We start from the raw sequence: 22,959 nt of genomic DNA on the forward strand, positions 1-22,959 counted from the left end.
GTTTTCCGCCTGGCTTGCTTGTCCATGAACGTGCTGGGCTCGCTACCGATATCGCAATGCGAACCGAGGAGCTACGGTAAGGGACGTGAACGCGAGAAGGAATGGGGGAAAATGTGTATATTATCACAAGCGCAGGAAAAAAGATCTCAACGACATCGAGAGCGCCTGTGAAAGAGGCGCCCGATGAGTACTACGCGAAGTTCGATTTTCAACGAAAATGACGAAGCACAAAGTAGACCCCAGCGACAAGGACGGCCGCGATGACATACTTCAGCTTGAATATCGAAATAATTTGCAACCAAGCTCGCGGACGCTCTGGTTCAGCGGCACCTTCAACAACTTCGCCGCTATCCAAGAATGGGAACCAGTATTTTTTGCAGAAATCAGCAGACAGGAAATAGCCGTGCTCTGCACCGTTGTGCCATCGATCGCGAACCAGCGGCCGGCGAAACCCATAAGTGCCCGCGCTGCCATAGCCAAGCGTCACACTCTCCGCGATCGCGGGCCAGATGTCTCTCGTCCCAACCTCATTTAGAATTGGCGGATGAAACCGGTTCTGGAATTCTTCGAACGGATAAGAATAGGGCACAACGCTACCGCAGAAGATTACACGCTTGAACCGTAAGTCGAAGTTTTCTTTCATCATCTGAGAGATAATCAAAGTACCGAAGCTGTGCGCGATGACGGAGATCGGCGAATTAGGATTGTTAGCTCTGATGATTTTGATCTGCCTCCACACCGAGTCTATGGCCTTACGGCGAGCCCCGGAAAAGGGCAGCAAGAACTGCAGCAGATTTACCCGACCATAATTAGTCGCCTCTACAAGGTAATAATTGTCCTCGAGAGTTTTTCTGATCATGTTTTGCCAGAGCGCGAAGTCACGAATGCCGTGAACCAGCAACACAATTGGCGCTCCCGTCAGAAGTTCAACGGCATGAGCGTCTTTCGCTTTTATGTAACCGACGATCTTGTCTTGAATTTTGAACAAGCCGACTATCAAACGCTCGTAATCGTCAGCGATGCGCCGAAGATATTCTAATCCTGATGGGGAGATTGGATACGACATTGAGTTCACTTCGGCGATCAAACGATTGCGATCGGCTAATCCCATGACTAGCTCCCGATAGGTCCGATGGCCATCAATGATAAAATCACCATCAAACCTTTTTAGTTCTTGAGAGATGAAGGTGGTCTCGAGCACCACCGCTTCAAGTGTAAGATGCAGAGACTCCCATCGCCTCGGTGTTGGATCGTCACAGAACATTTTGATCTGCCATGGCACAGGAGCTTGCTGATAAGCTAACCTTTCAATCAATTGGCGAGTTAGATGTTGCAAGCTCTTCAGCTCAGCAAGATCAGCCTTAGGCAGCGCCGCAGGCAATCCTTCGATAATTTGCGCGGCAATTCCAAATCCGCGTCCCATTTCTCCCGCCACCACTGACCTCCAAATGTAACTTCTATGAGCGCGATTACTTTGGGTGATATCCTATAGTCCGCACTACCGACGGTATATCGGAATTTTGAAGCGTCAGAAGCGATGGCGCCCGGAATTACGGCGACAGTGCACAAATTCGTCTCGGCGCAAGCGTTGCGAATAGCCCGGTCCTAAGTGATCGAAAGTTTAGTGCACTGTCACCGCAATCCATGTCGACCTGTGCCGATGCGTACATCTTTGCAAGCAATTACAGTGAAGGTGCTGGACTGATGTCGCCTGATATCGTGGAGTTTCGTAACACAACAGTTCGCAGGGCGAGGAAATGCTTTATTTCAAGGTCGCGGCCGGATTGATGTTGATTGTTGGACCGTGGCAAATCCACGACTGCCTAACAGCACGACGTATATCGCCACGCAGATCCGGTCCGGACATTGTGAGAGATGAGCGCCCCCGCTCGTTTTGGGCCTATATCGCGCTGTACTGCCTGCTCACAACGGCTGCGGGCGTGTTTCTCATCATTTCACTCGGAAGCAAATAACGGGGTCGATGAGCGAGCATGAGCGCCCTCGCAATAGCTGAGGGGAATTTGCGATGACCATGCGCGAAATTGATGTCGCCTGATGTAGCGGAGCTCGGACTCTTTCAAAATCGAGCAGGCGGCGGCGCATTGCGCTTGGCGACCGCCCGCTTCTCTTCCTCCAGCATGGGCTTGCTAAAAAACCACACCAAGAAGCGATCCGGCTCGGGCGAGAGGATCGTTAGAGTCAAGCCATCGCCCAGATCGAATTCATCTTTGAAGTTTGTCGTCGATATCTCCGTCTTAGTGCCGCCCATACCTCCAATCTCGTACGGAACGCCCGTCATCTTCGCCGGACAGGAAATCGCAAACTTCTCGCAGATTTGATGAAAAAGGTTTTCGCGAGAGACCGGTCCATCAATCCGAACCGTAGTCGATACGGCGAGCAGCTTAGAGGACGTAATCCCGACATCGATTTGCACCGACTGGTTTGCATGCAACTGGCATAAGAAGCCTACCGCGACTGGATTGTAATCGCCGCCTTGCTTGAAGTCGCACTTGAGGCCGCTCTTGATCTGGTCGACGGTCATGCCAGGCGTCAGCCCGAGCAACTCACGACTGGGCTCGGCTATAGCCGGGGAAGAAAATAATACTGCGCCTGCTACGAGACATCTTAGACCAACATTTCGCATTGTTTGTCTCGTCATCTTGACCCTCCAACTGCGTGTTTTGCATCCACTGACGGTCCAGTCCACGAGAGGGCTGCACCTTTAGACCTCCCGTTCCACTCCCGCTCGGTTAACCCTGGAGTTGCGGTGACAGTGCACATAATTAGCCCTGACCAGCGTTGCGAATAGCGCACGGCCTACGGGATTGGGGGCTTAGTGGCTGTTGCCATAATCAAAGCCACAACCGGCTCACGGTCAGCCTTGAGAACGGCGGCACGATAGAAGAACTCGTCGTGAGTGCGTGATCACGCAGTCCTAGTCGAACAGCGGCATGTCGCGCTCTGGTCGGATGATGGTCGCGCGGCGCGGCCTCACCAGTTCGCGTTCGGCGACATTGCGCAGTGCTTCCGCGATGAGGTTGAGGCGGTCGGCGAGACGTTTTTCCGACCACAGGTTCAGTTGATCGAGCGAGAGCCTGCGCACTCGCCTGTCGAGGCCCTTACCCGGCGCGCTCAGATCGACGTACTCTAGGTCTGAGGGCTGACCGAAGAACTCAATGTCCAGCAGGTACCGCTTGTGGATGGCGGCGACCATTCCGAGTTGGTCATCCGTCAAGGCGGCATCTTTTCGAGGCTGCAAGTAGTAAAGGCGGATCTTGCCTTCCTCCACAAAGAAGAAGGGAATGCGGTATCCGGCCTGCAGGTCGCTTCCAAACGGAAACTTCCGCGCGCTCAAGTCAAATACTTGCACGGAGCGATTGAAGGCGAGCGGTGCAGCGAGAGCAACGACGTCGATGTTGGCCTTGCGGCCAATCTTGTTGGTCTCGGCTTCGCAGGATTGGATCAGTTGGCTGATATCCCACATACCCCTGTAGGCATATTTCACTGCCCGGGTGCCGCGGCGATAATTAAAGGGGGCGCTCGGCGTTTCGTAATAGCGGATAAGCGAGGCTTCGACCGCTTTAACTGTATCGCCTTCGAGGCGCGCTAGGTCCGGCACGGCTGGCGTCGGCGGTTTGATCATGGCTTCCATCCGAGGTACGCCCTACTCGGAATGGTTGCCGGTCGTGCCGAAACCAGTCACGAATCGAGTCGTTCGAGATTACCATGCCGGGCACTGCCCGCCGAGTCGCGGCGTTCCACACCTGATCCCACGGAGAGCCTTCTTCGTGCGTCAGGTCGGATAGTTTGAAGGGGTGGTACGTCGCGTAATAATCGAAGATGTCGCGCAGCAGCGTGGCGGTTTCGTCGTCCATGTCGTTGCACTGCGCGGTCTCGTACCTGCCGGCCGCTGCGTTCAAGATCTTGGCCCTCGCATCTATGGGCTTGTCTTTGAATTGCTTGAACTGATCGTAGACGACCCGATTGACGGGCCCATACGTCCACGCCTCGAAAGGCTGCCCTACAAGGGGTTTGTCATTCCTTGCGAGGTGCCATGCGTGCGCGAAGAACAAGATTTTCTGCAACGACATCATGCTGATGGCGCGCCCCTTGGACGACCCATAGTCCAACAGGAAATTCGCCACTGCGCGCGCATCATAAGGCATCTGAGCGTAACCTGCTTGCTTTGCTGAACGCTCGGAGATCGGCATTCAATTTCCAATCCCACAGACAACTCAGCGCGCTCAACATCAACGCTGCTGAACCAATACGCCCGATCTTTTCGAATGTGGATAACTCGATGCTTGACTCCGCGTTGTGTGAAGGATCATTTTGTTCTTGTTATGTTCTTATTCTCGGAAGTCGCGTTTTGGAAGCCCGATGTTGGACCGTCCGACGAGCAATCGGAGTCGGAGCGATTGGATATGGCCGCCGATCAAACGATCGCTGGTGCGCGGTGGCGATCTGCACTCGATCATCGGTTCGCTCATCTTGGCCAACGAGTTCCTAGAGTACGAGTCGGAGACCAAGGTTTCGCAGGCGTAAGGCACGGCAGGTGGGACACCTACTCAGGTTAGCTGTGTGGGCGAGTTTGCAAATGTGCCCACCCGACGGCTTATGAAGATCGAGCGCCTTGAGGTAGCTGATTGTTGACGCTGGTACAGTTGGGTGGGCTCGAACCACCGACCTCCTGTTCCACAGACAGGCGCTCTAACCAACTGAGCTACAACTGCATCCTTGCGAGCCGCCTTGGGGCTGCCTGAAAAGGCCGACTGCCGAGGGGGGCTGGACGGGGCGGAAACTAGGTGCAACGGGCCTTTTTGGCAAGGCCGCAAACGCACGAAAAACCAGCGGAAATCACCTCTCGCGCGATGAAATCGGGTTAATTGGGGGAAACTCCCGTGGGGGGAGAGCCCTCACCCGGCGCGCGCGACGATGCTTCGCATCGCCCGGAGCGCCGACCTCTCCCGCGCGCGGGAGAGGTGAAGAAAAACCCGGGCCTCGCGGCCCGGGTTTCGCAAACTCGATCGATCCGCCTTTTGATCAGGCGGCCGGGTAGAACTTCGAGGCGGAGGCCTTGATCGGCTCGGCGGTCGCACTGGCGGCGCGCTGGGCGATCTCGAGCAGCTCCTTGGCCTGGGCCTGGAAGGTCTCGAGCTGGGTCTTGGCGTGGCCGCTCCAGAGCTGGAAGGCGTCGGTCGGCGACTTCACGCCGAGCAGCTCCTGGGTGAAGTCCAGATGGGCGGTGGAATTGGCCTTGGCGAATTCCATCAGCTTGGCGGTGTACTCGTTCGCGCCCTTCTGGGCGGATGCGAACACGGCCTCGATGGTGCCGTTGTGGGTCTCGGCCGCGTCCTTGAACTTGGCGTAGTTCTCGCGGGCCTGCGAAACGCCCTTTTCGGCGAACGCACGCACCTGCTCGGGAACCTCGAACGGAATGATCGAGGCAGAAAACGGATCAGTCGCACCTGTCATGGTTGGTCCCTCGCGATAAACAAAAATGGAGTGAGCCTTCTGGCGCGCCCGCCGACCCAACCGGGGCCATTTCTTCTTGACGCTTGGCGGGTACGAAAGACTGGAAAACGCAGAACAAACGAGATGGCTCGTCCAGCGCCCAGTAGTATCGCTGCCTAACATGTCAACATTGTGCACCGCAATGTGATCCGGGGGTGCTGCGCAAAATTTAATCTCGGAGAGGATGAGGTTCCCGGGATGGGGAACCGGGGGTTGAGGTATTTTGGTCCCGGTGAAGCGGCGCTCTCTCTCTCTCTCTTACCCTCCCCTGGAGGGGTCCGAGACGAGCGAAGCTCGCTCGAGGGTCGATCGCGCGTAGCGCGAGCGGGGTGGGGTGATCTCTCCTCACGGGCACCGCCTGCGGGGAGAGATCACCCCACCTCGGTTCGCATTTCATGCGAACCGATCCTCCCCCTCCAGGGGAGGATGGGCACCTGTGGCGCCGCGCCGGACCTCGCTCATCTCGCTGGCCTGCCCGAGGCCACTGAATCCTGCGGATGCGCGCCTGCTGCTCCTTGCGGGGGCGGCCGGATTAAGGTTATCGCGGCTTTAGGGCTTCCTCTGTAGACCTGCACCGTGGACCTGCCCGTGACCGCGGGCGATAGTAACCCTTTCTTAAGGCTGCCCTTCCCGGCAGCCCCCCAAGTGACGCGTGAGAGAGACTTAAAGCCGGTCGGATGACGAATTCGGATTTCCAGTTGCGAGGCGTCGGCGATCCGCGGTTGTCCGTGCATGCGACCTCTCCGCTGCCGGCCTGGCTCTGGTCGCCCGACGGCAGCCGCCTGCTGTGGGCCAATGCGGTCGGCGCCAGGTTCTTTGGCGCGGCCAATGCGGCGGCGCTCGCCGGAAAGACGTTCGGCCCAGCCGATACCCATCGCCGCCAGGTCACCCGCCTCGCCCGCAAGCTGCCGGCGAACGGCGCCGTCCGGCTGGAGCGGCTGCGCGGCTTCGGCGCCCGGCTCGGCACGCTGATGACCTGCGCCTGTGCGCGGCTCGACTTTGCCGACGGCAGCTCTGCCGTGCTCGTCACCGCGATGGATGCGGGCGCGCGCACCATGTCGCTGGTCGAGCGGCTGCATCGTCTCGTCGACGGCGCTGATGTCCCGATGGCGGCGTTCGCGCCCGATGGCATGTTCGCCGGCGCCAGCGAAGCCGCGCGCGCTCTGCTCGGCTTTCGCGATCTCGGCGAGGCCGGCCTCGAACAGGCGCGCAGCGATGCGCTGGCGCAAGGCCGCGTCGAGATGCCGATCGGCATCGGCAAGATGGTGCTGCAGCGGGTCGGCACCGGGGCCGATGTCGGCCTCGTCGCGCTGATCGAGCCGGCGGTGGCGCAAGCTGCGGCCGACGCTGAGATCACGCGGGATCCTGCGCCCGCTATGATGCCTGACGCGGTGGCGGCCCCTGCCCCGCACGCGCCGGTCGAGCCCGCGCCGCAAACCGCGAAAATGCCGCAGGCCAACGAACCTGCCGCGGGGATCGACCTGTTCGATGCCTTTGCCGATCTGGACGAGACGCCTGAGACGGCCGCGACGATCACGCCGGAGCCGCCCGCGCCAGACTTGCCGACGGAGAATTTGGCGACGGAAGATTTGGCGACAGAGATCGTCCCAATCCAGGACGCCGTGAGCGAGGCGGCTGAGGCGCCTGTCGCGGACACGATCGCGGCAGCCGCACCGGAAACACCGGTTGAAAACCCGCCCGCAGCCATCGTGCCGCCGCAAGCCGCGCCGATCACGGCCGCCATGGTCGAGCCGCCGCATGCGCTAGCGGAAACACCGCGCCAGCATCCGCTGCGTTTCCTGTGGCAGATGGATGCGGAGGGGCGGTTTGTGCTGGCCTCGGCCGAATTCATCCGTCTGATGGGCGCGCACACCGCGGCCGGCTTCGGCCGGCCTTGGCGCGAGATCGCTGACGAATTTGCACTCGATCCGGACGGCCGCGTCGCGCAGGCGCTGGCGAGCCACGACACCTGGGCCGGCATCACCGTGAACTGGCCGGCCGATGGCGGCGAGCACCTGCCGGTCGAGCTTGCAGGCCTTCCCGTCTACGACCACGCGCGCAACTTCGCGGGCTTCAAGGGTTTTGGCGTCTGCCGCGATCTCGACGGGCTCAACCGGCTCGATGCGCTGCGCCGATACGAACTGTTCTCCGAGCCGCGCGCCGCGCAGCGCCTGTCGGCCGATGTGGTCGAGCCTGATCCCGAACCCGAGGCGGCGGCGCCTTCGATCGAGGCTCCGCCGGTCGAGCCGCCCGCACCTGAGCCCGAACCGCCGACTGCCACTGAACCCGAACCGCCCGCAATCTTCATCGAAGCGAATTCACACCCAACCGATTTGGAAACGCCCGTGGAAACGCCTCCCAATGTCGTGCCGTTCCGCGCACCCGGCGATCAGAGATCATCCAATGATACGAGATCGCCGACGCTGACGCCGGTCGAGAACAGCGCGTTCAACGAGCTCGCGCGGCAATTGTCCGAGCGGCTCGAACGCGAGCGCGAGCAGATTACATCCGCCGCAAGCGCGCCGCCGACGGAAGAGATCGCGCATGAACCCTTGATGCCGGCCGAGCCCGACGCGCCGCCGGCCGCGGCCGAATGGCTGATCGAGCCCGCGCCGCCCGCGCACGGCCACAGCATGCGCGACCGCGCGCTGCTCGACCTGGTGCCGACGGGCATGCTGATCTACCGGCTCGATCGCCTGCTCTACGCCAACCCCGCCTTCCTCGCCCGCATGGGCTATGCCAGCATCAGTGCGCTGGAAGATGCCGGCGGGCTGGATGCGCTCTATGTCGAGCCCGGCGTCTCCGCCGCCAGCAGCACCTCGCAGGGCGGCACGCCGGTGACGATCAGCGCCGCGGTCGCCAATGGCGAGCAGCCGCTGGCAACCACCGAAGCGCATCTGCACACGATCGACTGGGACGGCGCGAGCGCGCATGCGCTGATCTGCGCGCTGCCGCAAGTCACGCCTGTCGTGGTCGCACCCGCGATGGCGGAGCCGATGGTGGTGATCCCCGACCTGCCGGAGCCTGAGGCGGAATTGGAGGCCGGCGATGCCGACGCCGAAGATCTCGCCGCGATCCTCGACACCACGGCCGAGGGCATCGTGATGTTCGATGCCGAAGGCAACATCCACGCCTGCAACCGCAGCGCGGAAGCGCTGTTCGGCTATGACGGCGAGACGCTGATGCAGCAGAATCTGCTGACGCTGTTCGCGCCCGAGAGCCAGCAGGTCGTCGTCGACTATCTCGACAGCGTGAAGAACGAGGACATCGCGAGCCTGCTCGATCACGGCCGCGAGGTGCTCGGCCGCGAGAAGAAGGGCGGCGTGCTGCCGCTCGCCATGATCATGGGCCGCACGCGGCCGGACGGGCCGAACTTCTTTGCCGTGTTCCGCGACCTCTCGCATGCGAAGAAGGGCGAGAGCGAGCTGACGCAGGCGCGACGGCTCGTCGACGGCGCAGCCAATGCCAAGGCCGACATGCTGGCGCGAATCAGCCACGAGATCCGCACGCCGCTCAACGCCATCATCGGCTTTGCCGAGGTGATGATCTCCGAGCGCTTCGGCGCGCTCGGCAACGAGCGTTACGGCGAATACATGAAGGACATCCGCGCCTCCGGCGAGCGCGTGATCACCATCATCGACGATCTCTTGGAGCTGTCGCGGATCGAGACCGGCAAGCTCGATCTCGTCTTCGCCAATCTCAACCTCAACGACCTCGTCGAAGCCTGCGTCACCGTGATGCAGCCGCAGGCCAACCGCGAGCGCATCATCATCCGCACCTCGCTCGCGCACGCGCTGCCGCAGGTGACGGCCGACACGCGCACGCTGCGGCAGGTGACGATGAATCTGATCTCGAACTCGATCCGGCTGGCCAGCGCCGGCGGCCAGGTCATCGTCTCGACCGCATTGAACGATCGCGGCGAGGTGTGCTTGCGCATCCGCGACACCGGCCAGGGCCTGAGCGAGCGGGAAGTCGCCGCCGCGATGGAGCCGTTCCGCACGCCGCCGCCGGGCGATGCCGCGGACAATTCCGCGCTGAGCCTGTCGCTGACGAAAGCGCTGGTCGAAGCCAACCGCGCCCAGTTCAACATCAAGAGCGCAGGCAGTTCCGGCACGCTGATCGAAGTGACGTTCGCACCGGTGGTGGCGCGGGCCTGAGGTCGACGCCGCCGCTATTCGACGGATCGGATGCCGCGCGGGTCGCGCCACTGGTTCGAGGCGACGTAGTCGATCTCGCCGCGCGTGGTGCCGATATCCATCAGCTCCCTGTCGCTGAGATTGCACAGGTCGGTGCGCAGCCTCTCGCGGCAGCGCCATTGCAAAAACGCACGCCAATATTGCCTGAAGACATGGGAGACGTACCGCTTTCTCGCGGCGGTCCGTCGCAGCCCAGTTGCACCATAGGTTATGCTCATCACAGCATCTCCCGCGGGTGTTTCTTTTCATTGGATGAATGTGTCAGGCCGCGCGAGAAAATGCTCGACATCCGGTTGACCTGCCGATCGTACCGCGGCTTCGGCGTTGCCCTGTGTGAACGAGTTCACATGGTTTCCGCCGGCCGCTCACATGGCCGTGACGTGGGTTCGCCGAACCATCGGGCCGCAGCGAGAGCAAGCTCATCGGCGTCGGGGGCGCCATCACTGGCCCACGCGACGAAACCATCGGGGCGGACCAACACCGCGCTCAAGCCGAGCCGATTGTTCGGCTCGCCTGCAATATACGCAACCCGATCGCCCCAGCGGCTGGCAAGCACTTGCAGCGGCGCACGCGCGTCGAAATCCAGCAACAGGCCTTTCGCTGGCCTGAGCAGCTCTCCGACCGTCGTGCCGCCCGAGAGCTCGAAATCGGGACTACTGCGGCCGACCAGCGGATGGCTGCCGCCGAGATCGTAGCGCAGCGAGACGCCGCGCACGCGACAGGCGAAATAGGTCGCGCCGTCGCGGGTCGCGACGAGATCGCGGATGATGGCCTGCAGCGCGCGGGCGCTTGGCGTCGGCCGCATGATCGCGACCTGCGCGCGCGACCAGTCGAGAATCTGCGCGCCGATCGCGTGCCGCTCGTGCGAATAGGTATCGAGCAGATCTGCGGGCGCGTGGCCGCCGATCGTCGCGGCCAGCTTCCAGCCGAGGTTCATGGCATCGCCGAGACCGAGATTGAGGCCCTGGCCGCCCAGCGGCGAATGGGTATGCGCGGCGTCGCCTGCGAGCAGCACGCGCCCCTTGCGATAGGTTGCGACCTGCCGGGCGCGGTCCGTCCAGGTCGCGGCCAGGCGGAGCGCGGTGATGGTGACGTCGGTGCAGGAGACGCGGCGCAGGACATCCTGCACATGCTCGGGCGTGATCGGCGCGCTGCGGTGGAACGCGCCGCCGTCGAAATCGACCATCGCGATCGTGCCCGGCTGCGCATAGGTGTACATGCCCGTGGGCGTGTAGTTGCGGCCGGGGTTGAGTTTCTCCGGATCGGCCAGCTCGACGTCGATGGAATAGCCGGTGAATTCGGGGTCGGTGCCGACGAAATCGAATCCGCAGAGTTTGCGCACCGCGCTGCGGCCGCCGTCGCAACCGACCAGCCAGCGACCGCGAAACGTTTCTCCCCCCGCCTGCACGGTCACGTCGTGGTCCGACGCTGCAATGGCGGTGACGCCGAGACCGCATCGGATGTCGGCACCCATGCGTCCGGCGCGCGCAGAGAGCGCGGATTCGAGCGTGTCCATGTCGACGGCGACGTTGGCATCGGCTGGCGTCGGCAGGCGCCAGGGCCACTTCGCGGCGTCGACGTCCTCCTGATAGAACTGGAGACCGGCGAAATGACCGGCGGGCCGGCGCGTCTGCTGCATCCAGTGCGCGGCACTCTTGATCGCACCCGACCTCGCGCGCTGCGCGGCCAGGATATCGTCAAGCAGGCCGCGCCGGTGAAAGGCCTCGGTTGTCGGGATCGAAAGACCGCGCAAGCCGAACGGGAGCTGCTTCAGCGCCGAGTACGGATCCTCTGATTGTTCCAGCACCAGCACCGAGAGACCGCCGAGCCGCAGCTCGCAGGCGAGAAACAGGCCGACCGGTCCGGCACCGGCAATGACGACGTCGTAGATATCGAGGGATTGGGTTCGCATGAGACGCTCCTGTGGTCGATGTTCGACCGGAGCGTTCCCTGAGATGCGAGAATCACACGGACGAACGATTGAGCGCCTGCGTGGCGCCCGATGTTCGTCGCGGGGATCTCGGCACAAGGCCAAAGACCAGAGCTTCCGTTACCAGAAGGACTTGGGCTTACCAGACCAAGTCTGCCTTTTCCGACGGGGCCTCTATAGTTTCGTCGCGATGGATGCGCAACAAAAAAGGCACGGCGCTTTGGGCGCCGTGCCTTTCGTTAATTCAGGCGGTTCAGATCAGCTATAGATCTCGAACAGGCCGGCGCCGCCCTGGCCGCCGCCGATGCACATGGTCACGACGCCCCACTTGGCCTTGCGGCGGGCGCCTTCCTGCAGCAGATGGCCGGTGAGACGGGCGCCGGTCATGCCGAAGGGATGGCCGATCGCGATCGAGCCGCCGTTGACGTTGTACTTCTCGGGATCGATGCCGAGCTTGTCGCGCGAATAGAGGCACTGGCTGGCGAAGGCCTCATTGAGCTCCCAGAGATCGATGTCGTCGATCTTCAGGCCGTGACGCTTCAACAGCTTCGGCACCGCGAAGATCGGGCCGATGCCCATCTCGTCCGGCTCGCAGCCCGCGGCTGCCCAGGCGACGAAGCGGCCGAGCGGCTTGAGGCCGCGCTTCTCGGCGTCCTTGGCTTCCATCAGCACCACGGCGGCGGCGCCGTCGGAGAGCTGGCTGGCGTTGCCGGCGGTGACGTACTTGCCCGGGCCCTTCACCGGCTCGAGCTTGGCCAACCCTTCCAGCGTGGTTTCGGGGCGATTGCACTCGTCGCGGTCGACCACGTAGTCGACGATGCTCTCGGCCTTGGTCGCCTTGTCGACCACCTTCATCTTGGTCTTCATCGGGACGATCTCGTCCTTGAACTTGCCGGCCTGCTGGGCGGCGGCCATGCGGCGCTGCGACTCCAGCGAATACTCGTCCTGGTACTCGCGGCTGAGCTTGTAGCGCTCGGCGACGATGTCGGCGGTGTCGATCATCGCCATGAAGATGTCGGGCGCGGTCTTGAGCAGTTCGGGATCAACCCACTCCTTCGGCGAGCCGCCGCCGGGGATCGAGATGCTTTCGACGCCGCCGGCGACGATGCAGTCGGCGCCGTCGGAGCGGATCGAGTTCGCAGCCATCGCGATGGTCTGAAGCCCCGAGGAGCAGAAGCGGTTCACCGACACGCCGCCGGTCGACTTCGGCAGGCCCGCAAGCAGCGCGGCCTGGCGGCCGATATTCGGTGCGCCATGGGCGCAATTGCCGAGATAGCAATCCTCGACGTAATCCTTGTCGACGCCGGCGCGGTCAACCGCGTGGTGAATGGCGTGGGCCGCGAGCGACATCGGCGGGGTGATGTTGAACCCGCCACGGCCGGACTTGGCCAGGCCCGTGCGCGCGTAGGAAACGATGACGGCTTCACGCATTGTTTTCTCCCTTTGGCAAAAAGCGTTCTGGGCGCCATTGGTACACAAAGTTCGGCAGCCTTGGGAGACATAAAGCGGCGCGCCGCATCAACAAAAACGCCGCCCCTCGCGAGAAGGGCGGCGTTGTTCCGCACGTCGGAATATATGATGGGCGTCATTCCGCGAGGCGCGCGCCCCGCGGACGCCTCAGAACGTCAGCGCCTTGACCTGCTTGACCTGCGGCAGCGCCTGCACCTTGGCCAGCAGATCTGCCGGCACCGCACCGTCGACCTCGACCAGCGCGATGGCATCGCTTCCGGGCGCGACGCGGCCGAGATGGAAGGTCGCGATGTTGATCTTGGCATCGCCGAGCAGGCTCGCGAACTGGCCGATGAAGCCCGGCTTGTCCTCGTTGGTGATGTAGAGCATCGACTTGCCGAACTCGGCATCGACACGGATGCCCTTGACGTCGACCAGTCGCGGCTTGCCGTCGTGGTACACGGTGCCCGAGACCGAGCGCTCCTGGCGCTCCGTCGCCACCGTGACCGTGATCAGGCTCTCATAGTCGCTCTGGGCGGCGCGGACGATCTCGTCCACCACCATGCCGCGCTCCTTGGCGACGACCGGCGCGGACACGACATTGACCTCGCCCAGCATCGGCCGCAGCAGGCCCGACAGCACCGCTGACGTGATCGCCTTGATCTTCATCTCGGCAACGTGGCCCTCATAGGTGATCTCGACCTTGAGGATGCCGCTCTCGGTGAGCTGGCCGGCGAACGAGCCGAGCTTCTCGGCGAGCGTGATGAACGGCTTCAGCTTCGGCGCTTCTTCCGCGGTGATCGAGGGGAAGTTCACCGCGTTCGAGATCGCGCCGGTGAGCAGGTAATCCGACATCTGCTCGGCGACCTGAAGCGCGACGTTCTCCTGGGCTTCCGTGGTGGAGGCGCCGAGATGCGGCGTGCAGATCACGTTGGGATGGCCGAACAGCACGTTGGTATTCGCGGGCTCCTCGACGAACACGTCGAAGGCGGCGCCCGCGATGTGCTTGGCGTTGAGCGCATCGACCACGGCCTGCTCGTCGACGAGACCGCCACGGGCGCAATTGATCAGGCGCACGCCCTTCTTCATCTTTGCGATTGCGGCCGCGTCGATGATGTTCTTCGTCTTCTCCGTCAGCGGCGTGTGCAGCGTGATGAAGTCGGCGCGCTTGAGCAGGTCATCGAGGTCGACCTTCTCGACGCCGATGTCCTTGGCGCGCTCCGGCGACAGGAAGGGGTCGAACGCCACGACCTTCATACGCAGGCCAAGCGCGCGATCGGCGACGATCGAGCCGATATTGCCGCAGCCGACCACGCCGAGCACCTTGCCGGTGATCTCGACGCCCATGAAGCGGTTCTTCTCCCACTTGCCGGCCTGGGTCGAGGCGTCGGCCTGCGGGATCTCGCGGGCCAGCGCCAGCATCAGGGTGATGGCGTGCTCGGCGGTCGTGATCGAATTGCCGAACGGCGTGTTCATCACGATGATGCCCTTGGCGGTGGCCGCAGGGATTTCGACGTTGTCGACGCCGATGCCGGCGCGGCCGATCACCTTGAGGTTGGTGGCCTTCTCCAGGATCTTGGCGGTCGCCTTCGTCGCGGAGCGGATCGCGAGGCCGTCGTAATTGCCGATGATCTCGGCGAGCTTGTCCTTGTCCTTGCCGAGGTTGGGCTGGAAGTCGACCTCGACGCCGCGGTCCTTGAAGATCTGAACAGCGGCGGGCGAGAGCGCGTCGGAAATGAGAACTTTGGGTTTGGTCATGAGGTGTATCCTTCACACCCTCCCCTGGAGGGGGAGGGTCGGCGCGAAGCGCCGGGGTGGGGTGAAGCTGCAAAAAGAAAGTTGCCGGTGCGCCGTGTGGAGAGATCACCCCACCCCGACGCACCTGACGGTGCGTCGACCCTCCCCCTCCAGGGGAGGGTAAGAACTTACGCCGCCTTGGCGAGCTGGGCCTTGGTCTCGGCGAAGGCCCAGTCGATCCACTGCGTAAGCAGCTCGACATCCTTGGCCTCGACGGTGGCGCCACACCAGATGCGCAGGCCTGCCGGCGCATCGCGGTAGTACGCGAAGTCGTAGCCGGCGCCTTCCTTCTCGACGAGAGCGACCAGCTTCTTGGAGAAGTCGGCCTGTGCGTCCTCCGAGAGCGAGGTGATCGCGGGATCGGTGAACTTCAGGCACACCGAAGTGTTGGAGCGGATCGCCGCGTCCTTGGCCAGGAAGTCGATCCAGGGCGTCTTCGCCTTCCAGTCGGCGAGCACCTTGGTGTTGGCATCGGCGCGACCGATCAGCGCCTTCAGGCCACCGATCGACTTGGCCCAGTTCAGCGCATCGAGATAGTCCTCGACGCACAGCATCGACGGCGTGTTGATGGTCTCGCCGACGAAGATACCTTCGTTGATCTTGCCGCCCTTGGTCATGCGGAAGATCTTCGGCAGCGGCCAGGCCGGCTTGTAGGTCTCGAGCCGTTCCACCGCGCGGGGCGACAGGATCAGCATGCCGTGCGCGGCCTCGCCGCCGAGCGCCTTCTGCCAGGAGAAGGTGACGACGTCGAGCTTGGCCCAATCGAGCGGCTGCGCGAACGCGGCCGAGGTCGCATCGCAAATGGTCAGACCTTCACGGGTCGCGCTGATCCAGTCGGCGTTCGGCACGCGCACGCCGGAGGTGGTGCCGTTCCAGGTGAAGACGACGTCGCTCTTGGGATCGACCTTCGACAGGTCGGGAATCTCACCGTAAGCCGCGTTGAGCTTGGTGACGTCCTTGAGCTTCAATTCCTTGACGATGTCGCTGACCCAACCCTCGCCGAAGGATTCCCAGGCGAGCGTGGTGACGGGCCGTGCGCCGAGCAGCGACCACAGTGCCATCTCGACCGCGCCGGTATCCGACGCCGGCACGATGCCGATGCGATAATCGGCCGGTACTTCAAGCACTTCGCGCGTCAGATCGATCGCGAGCTTGAGCTTGGTCTTGCCGACCTTCGCGCGATGCGAACGGCCGAGCGCTGCGTCCTTGAGATTTTGGGCGTTCCAGCCGGGGCGCTTGGCGCAGGGGCCGGAGGAGAAATGCGGCACGTTCGGCCGCGAAGCGGGCTTCGCTACAGTCATGATCTACCCTTCCAGATAGTAAGCCTCCCGTTGGGGGGAGGTGTCCCGCCGCGGCTGATACGGGAATCGGGAAGGATCGTCAAGAAACTTCCGGCGGCTCACGGCGGCGTGAGGGCAATTCCGGCACGATATCGGGGGATTCCACCGCAGCGAGCGCGTTCAGCAAGTCCGTGGCATCGCTGATCAATTGCGCTGCGCGCCGACGGCTGCCGACTTTCAAAATGCATTTGTCATTGGCCTGCACAACGTAGTCGTTGCCGACCTTGATCATCGAATAATTTGTCATCGAAATCCCCGAACCGACCGAGCCCGGTGTCCTGACGTTGCGTAGCACCGTTCGTTCCCCGATCAACGTGAACGACGAACGGGTAGTTTATCAGCTGTTAAGATGAACGAATGCGCGATCCGATTTCGCTGATCATGCAACGCTCGCATTCACCTGCCTCAAAACGCGCCGCTTCAAAAGCGGACAGTCATGCCGGCGTGACTGAGTGAAAATCCGAGACGCTTGTAGAAGCGCTGCGCGTCGACGCGACTCTGATGCGTCAGCAATTCGACCAGATTGCAGCCGCGCACTTTGGCTTCCGCGATCGCCCATTGCACCAATTGTTCGCCGATGCCGCGGCTGCGGCAATCGCTGGCGACACGGACATCCTCGAGCAGGCCGCGAATGCCGCCCTGCGAGCTGATGCCTGAGAGCACCGCGAGTTGCAGGCAGCCGACCACCCTGCCCTCGCTCTCGGCAACCACGAGCGTGAGATTTGGGTCGCGCTCGACGCGCTCGAACGCCTGATAGTAGACGGCCGGAAGCGGATCCTCGAGGCGCTCGCGGGCGCGGCCGAGATGATCGTCGGCGAGCATCGCCACGATCGCGGGAACGTCCTCGCGGCGCGCGGGACGGATAGCGACTGATTTATCGTTCATGCAGGCAACTCCAGAGCTCCGCGCCAAGGGACGCTAGCGCGCCGACGGAAGGCCAAGATGGGCCTCGGTCTCTCCGATCCAGCGGCGGATGGCGGCATAGCGGCCGAGATCAAAACCGCCTTCATGCGCGAGGCGGGTATAGGCGAGCAGCGAGACGTCGGCGAGCGAGACCTCATCGCCCGCAAAGAAGCTGACGGCGGCGAGATGCGCCTCCATGCGGTCGAGCGCCGCATAGCCGCGCTTGACCTTGTCAGGATCGAGCTCGGAGACGTCCTTGCCGAGATAGACCAGCTGGAAGCGGCACACCGCGATATAGGGCTCGTGGCTGTACTGCTCCCAGAACAGCCATTCGTCCATCTTGGCTGCGGCAAAGGCATCGCGCGGAACGAGCGCGCTGTCGCGGGCGAGATAGCGGATGATGGCGTTGGACTGCGCCAGCGTGCGGCCGTCGTCGAAGGCGACGGTCGGCACCTGGCCGGCGCCGTTCATCTTCAGGAATTGCGGCGTGCGCGTCTCGCCCTTGCGGGTGTCGATCTCGATCCAGCGATAGGGCAATGCGAGCTTGTCGCAGACCCACTTCACCTTGAGACAATTGCCGGAATTGCTGTCGCCGTAAATCTGCATCGCTGCCGCCCGCATCTGGCGACAGAGCATCAGGACGCGGCCGACCTGTCAACCGCGGCGCAGCAAAGCCGCGTCAGAACTTGTAGCCGAGCCCGACGCGCGCGTTGTTCAGCGTCACGGAGGTGTTCATGACGGGCGAGAACTTCACGTATTCGTATTCGATCCGCGCGAACAGACCGTTCCAGATGCAGTATTCGAGGCCAAGGCCGGCGACCCAGCCCACCGCGAACGCGTTGGTTCGATGCTGGCTCTGCGTCTGCGACTGCGCAGGAACGGCATATGTCGTGCTCGTGGTCGTGGTGGCGCCACCCGCGCCCGTCGTCGTCACGATCTGGGTCAGCGTCACATCGCTCGTCACCGTGCGGGAAACGTCCATCCGGCCGATGGCAGCACCGGCGAAGGCGTAAGGCATGAAGTCGCCGCCGTCCCAGCCGACGCGTCCGCGGAGCGAAATCATGTCCTTGACCTTCGCCGCGGCGGTACCGGTCAACGTGACGTTATAGTTGTCCGTCGTGCCGGTGGGCGGGTTGTCGCCGGCCGGATTGGTGATGATGAGCGAATTGGAGCCCGACGTCGACGTGGCAAGGTTGTTGAAGTAGCTGTAGGTGCCCTCGAGACCGAGAATGGCATCGTACCATTGCCAGTTGCGGCCGACGAAGGCGCCGAAATTCGTGCTCTGCGTGTTGGTCTTGTTCATGAGCGACCAGCTCGCGGTCGGCTGCTGCAGCACGCTGTCGCGGAAGATGAAGTTGGTCAGGCCGACGACGCTCTGGCTGAAATCGGTCGCGTTGGTCGTGTAGCCGCCATTGACGCCGACATAGGCGCCATCCCAATTGTGGGACGTCGTGGACAGGCCGTCGGTGAAGCCGCCGCGCAGGACGGGCAGATCCGGCATGTCGGCCGCGTGTGCGGCGGACACAGATCCCAAGGCCGCCACCACCACCCAAAGCCTACGCATTGCAACGCTCCATCGAACTCCGAACTCTTGAGCGTGATCATCGCCTGTTAACCTTAACCAATGGTTGCGTCTGACGTTTTCGTCGCCGCGCGCCATGAAAAATATGCAAAGCAAAACGGCGCGGGATGATCCCGCGCCGTTAAGAGAAGTTAAGCGATGAAGCTTGCGATCAGCCCTTGGTGACGAGCGGCGGCGGCACGTAGGCCGGCGGGCTGTTGAGCTCCCAGCGCACGCCGAGCTTCACGTCGTTCGAGGTGATGTTCTTGATCTTGATCGTGGAGGGGCCGGAGATGCTGCCATCAAACGCACGGAAGTTGCCGGGCGCAGCGTCGCCGAGATTCATGTAGCTGTAGGCCAGTTCAACGGTGAACCCGGGATTGACCTTGTAGGCGAGACCGGCATGGGCGGCCCATGCGAAGTTCCACTTACCGTTGGTGTCGAAATAGGTGACGCTGTTGGACAGCGCGCCGGCGGTGTAGCGAACGCCGTTGTCCTGGAAGCTCGAGAGCTGGTTGTAGGAGCCGCCGACACCGGCGCCGATGAACGGCGTGATGCACCACCACGTGCCGAGATCGACATAGGCGTTGGCCATGACGACCCACTCGGACTTGCTGCCGGTGTAGGTGTTGGCTTCGACGTCAGCCGCGCCGAGGGCAACGCTCTGCGAACCGTGCAGATTGGACTTGCCGCGGTACTGGCCGGTCACGTCGGCGCGGAACCAGTTGTTGAAGCGATAGCCGACACCGACGTCGAACAGCGGCGAGGAGTCGAAGCCAAGGCCGGCGGTCGTGGTCGGGAACGTCGCCGACGTCGCGCTGTCGATGCTCTTTGCAGTCTGGTTGGTCATGCCGATGTCGCCGCGCAGATACCAGCCCCCGAAGTCGGCGGGCGGAGCGGGCGGCGCGTACATGGGGGGCGGAGCCGCGATCGGCATATCGGCGGCAAACGCCATCGACGAGATCAGAGATGCCGCACCCGCGGCAAGGAGAGACTTAACGCTACGCATTGGCTTCGTCCTTATGGCCGGTGAGACAAAATGCAGATGCCTCACGTTCTGGAAACTCACGGGCGGACGATGGCAGCAAATGCTTAAGCGCCACTTAACCCTAATTTTTAAGGTTGATATTTTCTCACCGCACACGCGGATGAGGTGCGAGCGTTGCGAAAATGCCGCGCCAAAGCGGCGTTTTTCGCCGCATTTCCTAACGATGTATGAAGCCGCAATGCAGCGAAGGAAGCTTTGTTAACGCTTGTGCTGCGGCAGCTTGGGCAGGAACACCGCAAGCAGCCCGATCGCCGGCAGGTAGGCGCAGACCTGGTAGACGAACTCGATCGAGGTGTGGTCGGCGAGCTTGCCGAGCACCGCCGCGCCGAGGCCGCCGATGCCGAAGGCGACGCCGAAGAATACGCCGGAGATCATGCCGAAGCGATGCGGCACCAGTTCCTGCGCGAACACGATGATCGACGACGTCGTCGAGGAGATGATGAGACCGATGACGACTGATAGCACCGCGCTCGCGTAGAGCCCCGCATAAGGCAGCGCCAGCGTGAACGGCAGCGCGCCGAGGATCGAGATCCAGATCACGATCTTGCGGCCGAAGCGATCCCCGAGCGGTCCGCCGAGAAACGCACCGACGGCGTTCGCCGCCAGGAAGATGAAGAGGTACATCTGAGCGGCCTGCGTCGACACGTTGAAGCGGTCGATCAGGTAGAAAATATAGTAGCTCGACAGGCTCGAGACGTAGAGCTGTTTTGAGAACAACAGCGCGACGAGCACGGCAAGCGCGACCGCGACGCGGCGCGAGCTCGGCGCATCGGGATGAGCCTGAACCGCCGCGGCCTTCTTCGCCTTGATCTGCGGTTCGTACCAGCGGCCGATGCGCCAGAGGATGACGATCGCGAGGAACGCGATCGAGGAGAACCAGGCGATGCTGCCCTGCCCGAACGGCACCACGATCAGCGCCGCAAGCACCGGGCCCATCGACGTGCCAAAGCTGCCGCCGAGCTGAAACACCGATTGCGCGAAGCCGTAGCGGCCGCCGGAGGCGAGCCGCGCAATGCGCGCCGATTCCGGGTGAAACACCGCCGATCCCAGACCGACCAGGGCTGCGGCAACCAGGATGACGAGATATTGGTGCGCGGCGCTGAGCAGCAGCAGGCCGAAAAAGGTCGAGGCCATGCCGATCGACAGCGAGTACGGCTGCGCCTTCTTGTCGGTGTAGTGCCCGACCACCGGCTGGAGCAGCGACGCCGTGAACTGGAACGCCAGCGTGATCATGCCGATCTGCGCGAAGTCGAGCGCGTAGGTGTCCTTCAGGATCGGATACACCGAGGCGATCAGCGACTGCATGGTGTCGTTGAGGAAGTGCGAGAAGCTGATGCCGGCGAGCACGACATAGGCCGGCCCCGCGACCACCTTGGCAGCGGAGGGCGCAACATCGCTGACGACGACGGGCTCGGTCAGCGTTTCCTCAGAGACGACGACAGGCTTGTTCAAGGGAGCATCCCGGCAGGCGCGGCGAACCACCGCATCTACTGGTTACGATGCGTGAGGCGGTGGAACCACCGCCAATCGTCGATAGCTGGGATGCGTGTGTGCTCTCGTCGCTTACCCTCCCCTGGAGGGGTCCGAGACGAGCGTAGCTCGCTCGTGGGTCGGCTCACATCGAGCGCAGCGAAAATGTGAGACGGGGTGGGGTGACGGTCTCTCCACCTCGAATGCTGCCCGTGGGGAGAGATCACCCCACCCCGCTCGCGCTTCGCGCGATCGACCCTCCCCCTCCAGGGGAGGGCAAGAAAGGCTCAGGCCGCCGCGGCCTGGCCCAGCGCGGAGACGATGGTGTCGACGACGTCCTCGACCAGGACGCGGTCCTCGCCCTCACCCATGACGCGGATCACGGGCTCGGTGCCGGAGGAGCGGATCAGGAGGCGGCCATGGCCGTTGAGCCGCTTCTCGCCGTCGGAGATCGCCGACTGCACCTCGGACGCGTCGAGCGGCTTGCCGCCCTTGTGGCGAACGTTCTTGAGGATCTGCGGCAGCGGATCGAAGCGATGGCAGACTTCGGACACCGGCCGGCGCAGCTTCTGCACCACTGCCAGCACCTGCAGCGCGGCCACGAAGCCGTCGCCGGTGGTGGCGTAGTCGGACAGGATGATGTGGCCGGACTGCTCGCCACCGAGATTGTAGCCGCCGGTCAGCATCTGCTCGAGCACGTAGCGATCGCCGACCGGCGTGCGCACGAGATCGAGCCCCTGCCCTTTCAGGAAGCGCTCGAGGCCGAGATTGGACATCACGGTCGCGACGATGCCGGGATGCGACAGCCGTCCGTCTTCCTTCCAGCTCTGCGCGATCACCGCCAGCAGCTGGTCGCCGTCGACGACATGGCCGCGTTCGTCGACCAGGATGACGCGGTCCGCATCACCATCGAGCGCAATGCCGATATCGGCGCGCATCTCGCGCACCTTGCGCGACAACGCCTCAGGCGAGGTCGAGCCGCAATCCTTGTTGATGTTGAAGCCGTCGGGCTCGACGCCGATCGGCACCACGTCGGCGCCCAATTCCCACAGCGCTTCCGGCACCACCTTGTAGGCGGCACCATTGGCGCAGTCGATCACGACGCGCAGGCCGTCGAGCGAGAGATCGCGCGGCAGCGTGCGCTTGGCGAATTCGATGTAGCGGTCATGCACGCCGTCGATACGACGGGCGCGGCCCAGGCTCGCACTTTGCGCGAGTTTCTTGTCCATCGGCTCGTCGAGCAGCAGCTCGATCTGCTTCTCGACATCGTCGGAGAGCTTGAAGCCCTGCGGGCCGAACAGCTTGATGCCGTTGTCCTCGAACAGATTGTGCGAAGCCGAGATCATGACGCCGAGATCGGCGCGCATCGACTTGGTGAGCATCGCGACCGCCGGCGTCGGCATCGGGCCGACCAGCAGCACGTCCATGCCGACCGAGGTGAAGCCCGCGACCATCGCGTATTCGATCATGTAGCCGGACAGACGGGTGTCCTTGCCGATCACGACACGGTGGCGATGCTCACCGCGCTGGAACGCGAGGCCCGCGGCCTGGCCGACCTTGAGCGCGAGCTCCGGCGTGATCAGTCCGTTGGCGCGGCCCCGAATCCCGTCAGTCCCGAAATATTTGCGGCTCATATCGTCCCCCACGCAACAACCAGGGATCCCCACGACAACTACCGGATGCCTTCTACGGCTCCGCCATCCCTGATTACGCTTGGGTCTTATAAAGCGTTCGCGGCTAACTTGGCTTCA

Annotated in this window: 18 protein-coding genes and 1 tRNA gene; 1 reads left to right on the plus strand and 18 read right to left on the minus strand. The window is 63.0% G+C overall.

The annotated features are described in order from the left end of the window. Positions 1-208: 208 nt before the first annotated feature. The 6 genes from QA645_RS36705 to QA645_RS36730 form a co-directional block, all read right to left on the minus strand. Complete coding sequence (locus tag QA645_RS36705; protein ID WP_283046037.1) at positions 209-1,435, minus strand: hypothetical protein; 1,227 nt, start codon at positions 1,433-1,435, stop codon at positions 209-211. 642 nt (positions 1,436-2,077) lie between these two features. Beyond that, positions 2,078-2,542, minus strand: coding sequence for a hypothetical protein (locus tag QA645_RS36710; protein WP_283046038.1), 465 nt, complete (start codon positions 2,540-2,542; stop codon positions 2,078-2,080). Between the two features lie 393 nt (positions 2,543-2,935). Next, a complete protein-coding gene (locus QA645_RS36715; protein ID WP_283046039.1) occupies positions 2,936-3,643 on the minus strand; it encodes a hypothetical protein in 708 nt (235 codons plus the stop codon). Beyond that, complete coding sequence (locus QA645_RS36720) at positions 3,582-4,211, minus strand: type II toxin-antitoxin system antitoxin SocA domain-containing protein (protein ID WP_283046040.1); 630 nt, start codon at positions 4,209-4,211, stop codon at positions 3,582-3,584. The genes QA645_RS36715 and QA645_RS36720 overlap by 62 nt, the downstream gene beginning before the upstream one ends. Positions 4,212-4,656: 445 nt before the next feature. Continuing rightward, positions 4,657-4,733: transfer RNA gene (locus QA645_RS36725), tRNA-His, on the minus strand. Positions 4,734-5,043: 310 nt separating this feature from the next. After that, the gene (locus tag QA645_RS36730) at positions 5,044-5,475 is read right to left on the minus strand and encodes a phasin (protein ID WP_254134311.1); all 432 of its coding nucleotides are present in this window, start codon (positions 5,473-5,475) and stop codon (positions 5,044-5,046) included. 716 nt (positions 5,476-6,191) lie between these two features. On the opposite strand from QA645_RS36730, the gene QA645_RS36735 reads away from it, so the two are divergent. Next, positions 6,192-9,671, plus strand: coding sequence for a PAS domain-containing protein (locus tag QA645_RS36735; RefSeq protein ID WP_283046041.1), 3,480 nt, complete (start codon positions 6,192-6,194; stop codon positions 9,669-9,671). 14 nt (positions 9,672-9,685) lie between these two features. Here the strand turns inward: QA645_RS36735 and QA645_RS36740 are convergent, their stop codons facing one another. The 12 genes from QA645_RS36740 to glmM all read right to left on the minus strand — a co-directional run bounded on the left by QA645_RS36740 (position 9,686) and on the right by glmM (position 22,842). Then, on the minus strand, positions 9,686-9,928 hold the full coding sequence (locus QA645_RS36740; RefSeq protein WP_283046042.1) for a DUF1127 domain-containing protein: 243 nt from the start codon (positions 9,926-9,928) through the stop codon (positions 9,686-9,688). A 125-nt stretch (positions 9,929-10,053) separates the two neighbouring features. Beyond that, positions 10,054-11,622 (minus strand): FAD-dependent oxidoreductase, encoded by a 1,569-nt coding sequence (locus QA645_RS36745; RefSeq protein ID WP_283046043.1) that lies wholly within the window; start codon positions 11,620-11,622, stop codon positions 10,054-10,056. Positions 11,623-11,898: 276 nt separating this feature from the next. After that, positions 11,899-13,071, minus strand: a complete 1,173-nt coding sequence (locus tag QA645_RS36750) for an acetyl-CoA C-acyltransferase (RefSeq protein ID WP_283046044.1) — start codon at positions 13,069-13,071, stop codon at positions 11,899-11,901. Between the two features lie 186 nt (positions 13,072-13,257). Beyond that, entirely contained in the window at positions 13,258-14,847 is a 1,590-nt protein-coding gene (gene serA, locus QA645_RS36755) for a phosphoglycerate dehydrogenase (RefSeq protein ID WP_254134316.1), read from the minus strand. Positions 14,848-15,014: 167 nt separating this feature from the next. Then, entirely contained in the window at positions 15,015-16,187 is a 1,173-nt protein-coding gene (locus tag QA645_RS36760; protein ID WP_254134317.1) for a phosphoserine transaminase, read from the minus strand. A gap of 79 nt (positions 16,188-16,266) precedes the next feature. Then, positions 16,267-16,521 (minus strand): hypothetical protein, encoded by a 255-nt coding sequence (locus QA645_RS36765; RefSeq protein ID WP_254134318.1) that lies wholly within the window; start codon positions 16,519-16,521, stop codon positions 16,267-16,269. 125 nt (positions 16,522-16,646) lie between these two features. Next, on the minus strand, positions 16,647-17,111 hold the full coding sequence (locus QA645_RS36770; protein WP_283046045.1) for a GNAT family N-acetyltransferase: 465 nt from the start codon (positions 17,109-17,111) through the stop codon (positions 16,647-16,649). 33 nt (positions 17,112-17,144) lie between these two features. Continuing rightward, entirely contained in the window at positions 17,145-17,735 is a 591-nt protein-coding gene (locus QA645_RS36775; RefSeq protein ID WP_254134320.1) for a glutathione S-transferase family protein, read from the minus strand. A gap of 73 nt (positions 17,736-17,808) precedes the next feature. Next, positions 17,809-18,693: an outer membrane beta-barrel protein gene (locus QA645_RS36780; protein ID WP_254134321.1), complete on the minus strand. Its 885-nt coding sequence runs from the start codon at positions 18,691-18,693 to the stop codon at positions 17,809-17,811. Positions 18,694-18,862: 169 nt separating this feature from the next. Continuing rightward, complete coding sequence (locus tag QA645_RS36785) at positions 18,863-19,699, minus strand: outer membrane beta-barrel protein (RefSeq protein WP_254134322.1); 837 nt, start codon at positions 19,697-19,699, stop codon at positions 18,863-18,865. Positions 19,700-19,936: 237 nt separating this feature from the next. Continuing rightward, entirely contained in the window at positions 19,937-21,190 is a 1,254-nt protein-coding gene (locus tag QA645_RS36790; RefSeq protein ID WP_283046046.1) for an MFS transporter, read from the minus strand. A 305-nt stretch (positions 21,191-21,495) separates the two neighbouring features. Then, positions 21,496-22,842, minus strand: a complete 1,347-nt coding sequence (glmM, locus tag QA645_RS36795) for a phosphoglucosamine mutase (RefSeq protein WP_254134324.1) — start codon at positions 22,840-22,842, stop codon at positions 21,496-21,498. Between the last annotated feature and the right edge of the window lie 117 nt (positions 22,843-22,959).

Source organism: Bradyrhizobium sp. CIAT3101, from assembly GCF_029714945.1.
GTDB lineage: Bacteria > Pseudomonadota > Alphaproteobacteria > Rhizobiales > Xanthobacteraceae > Bradyrhizobium.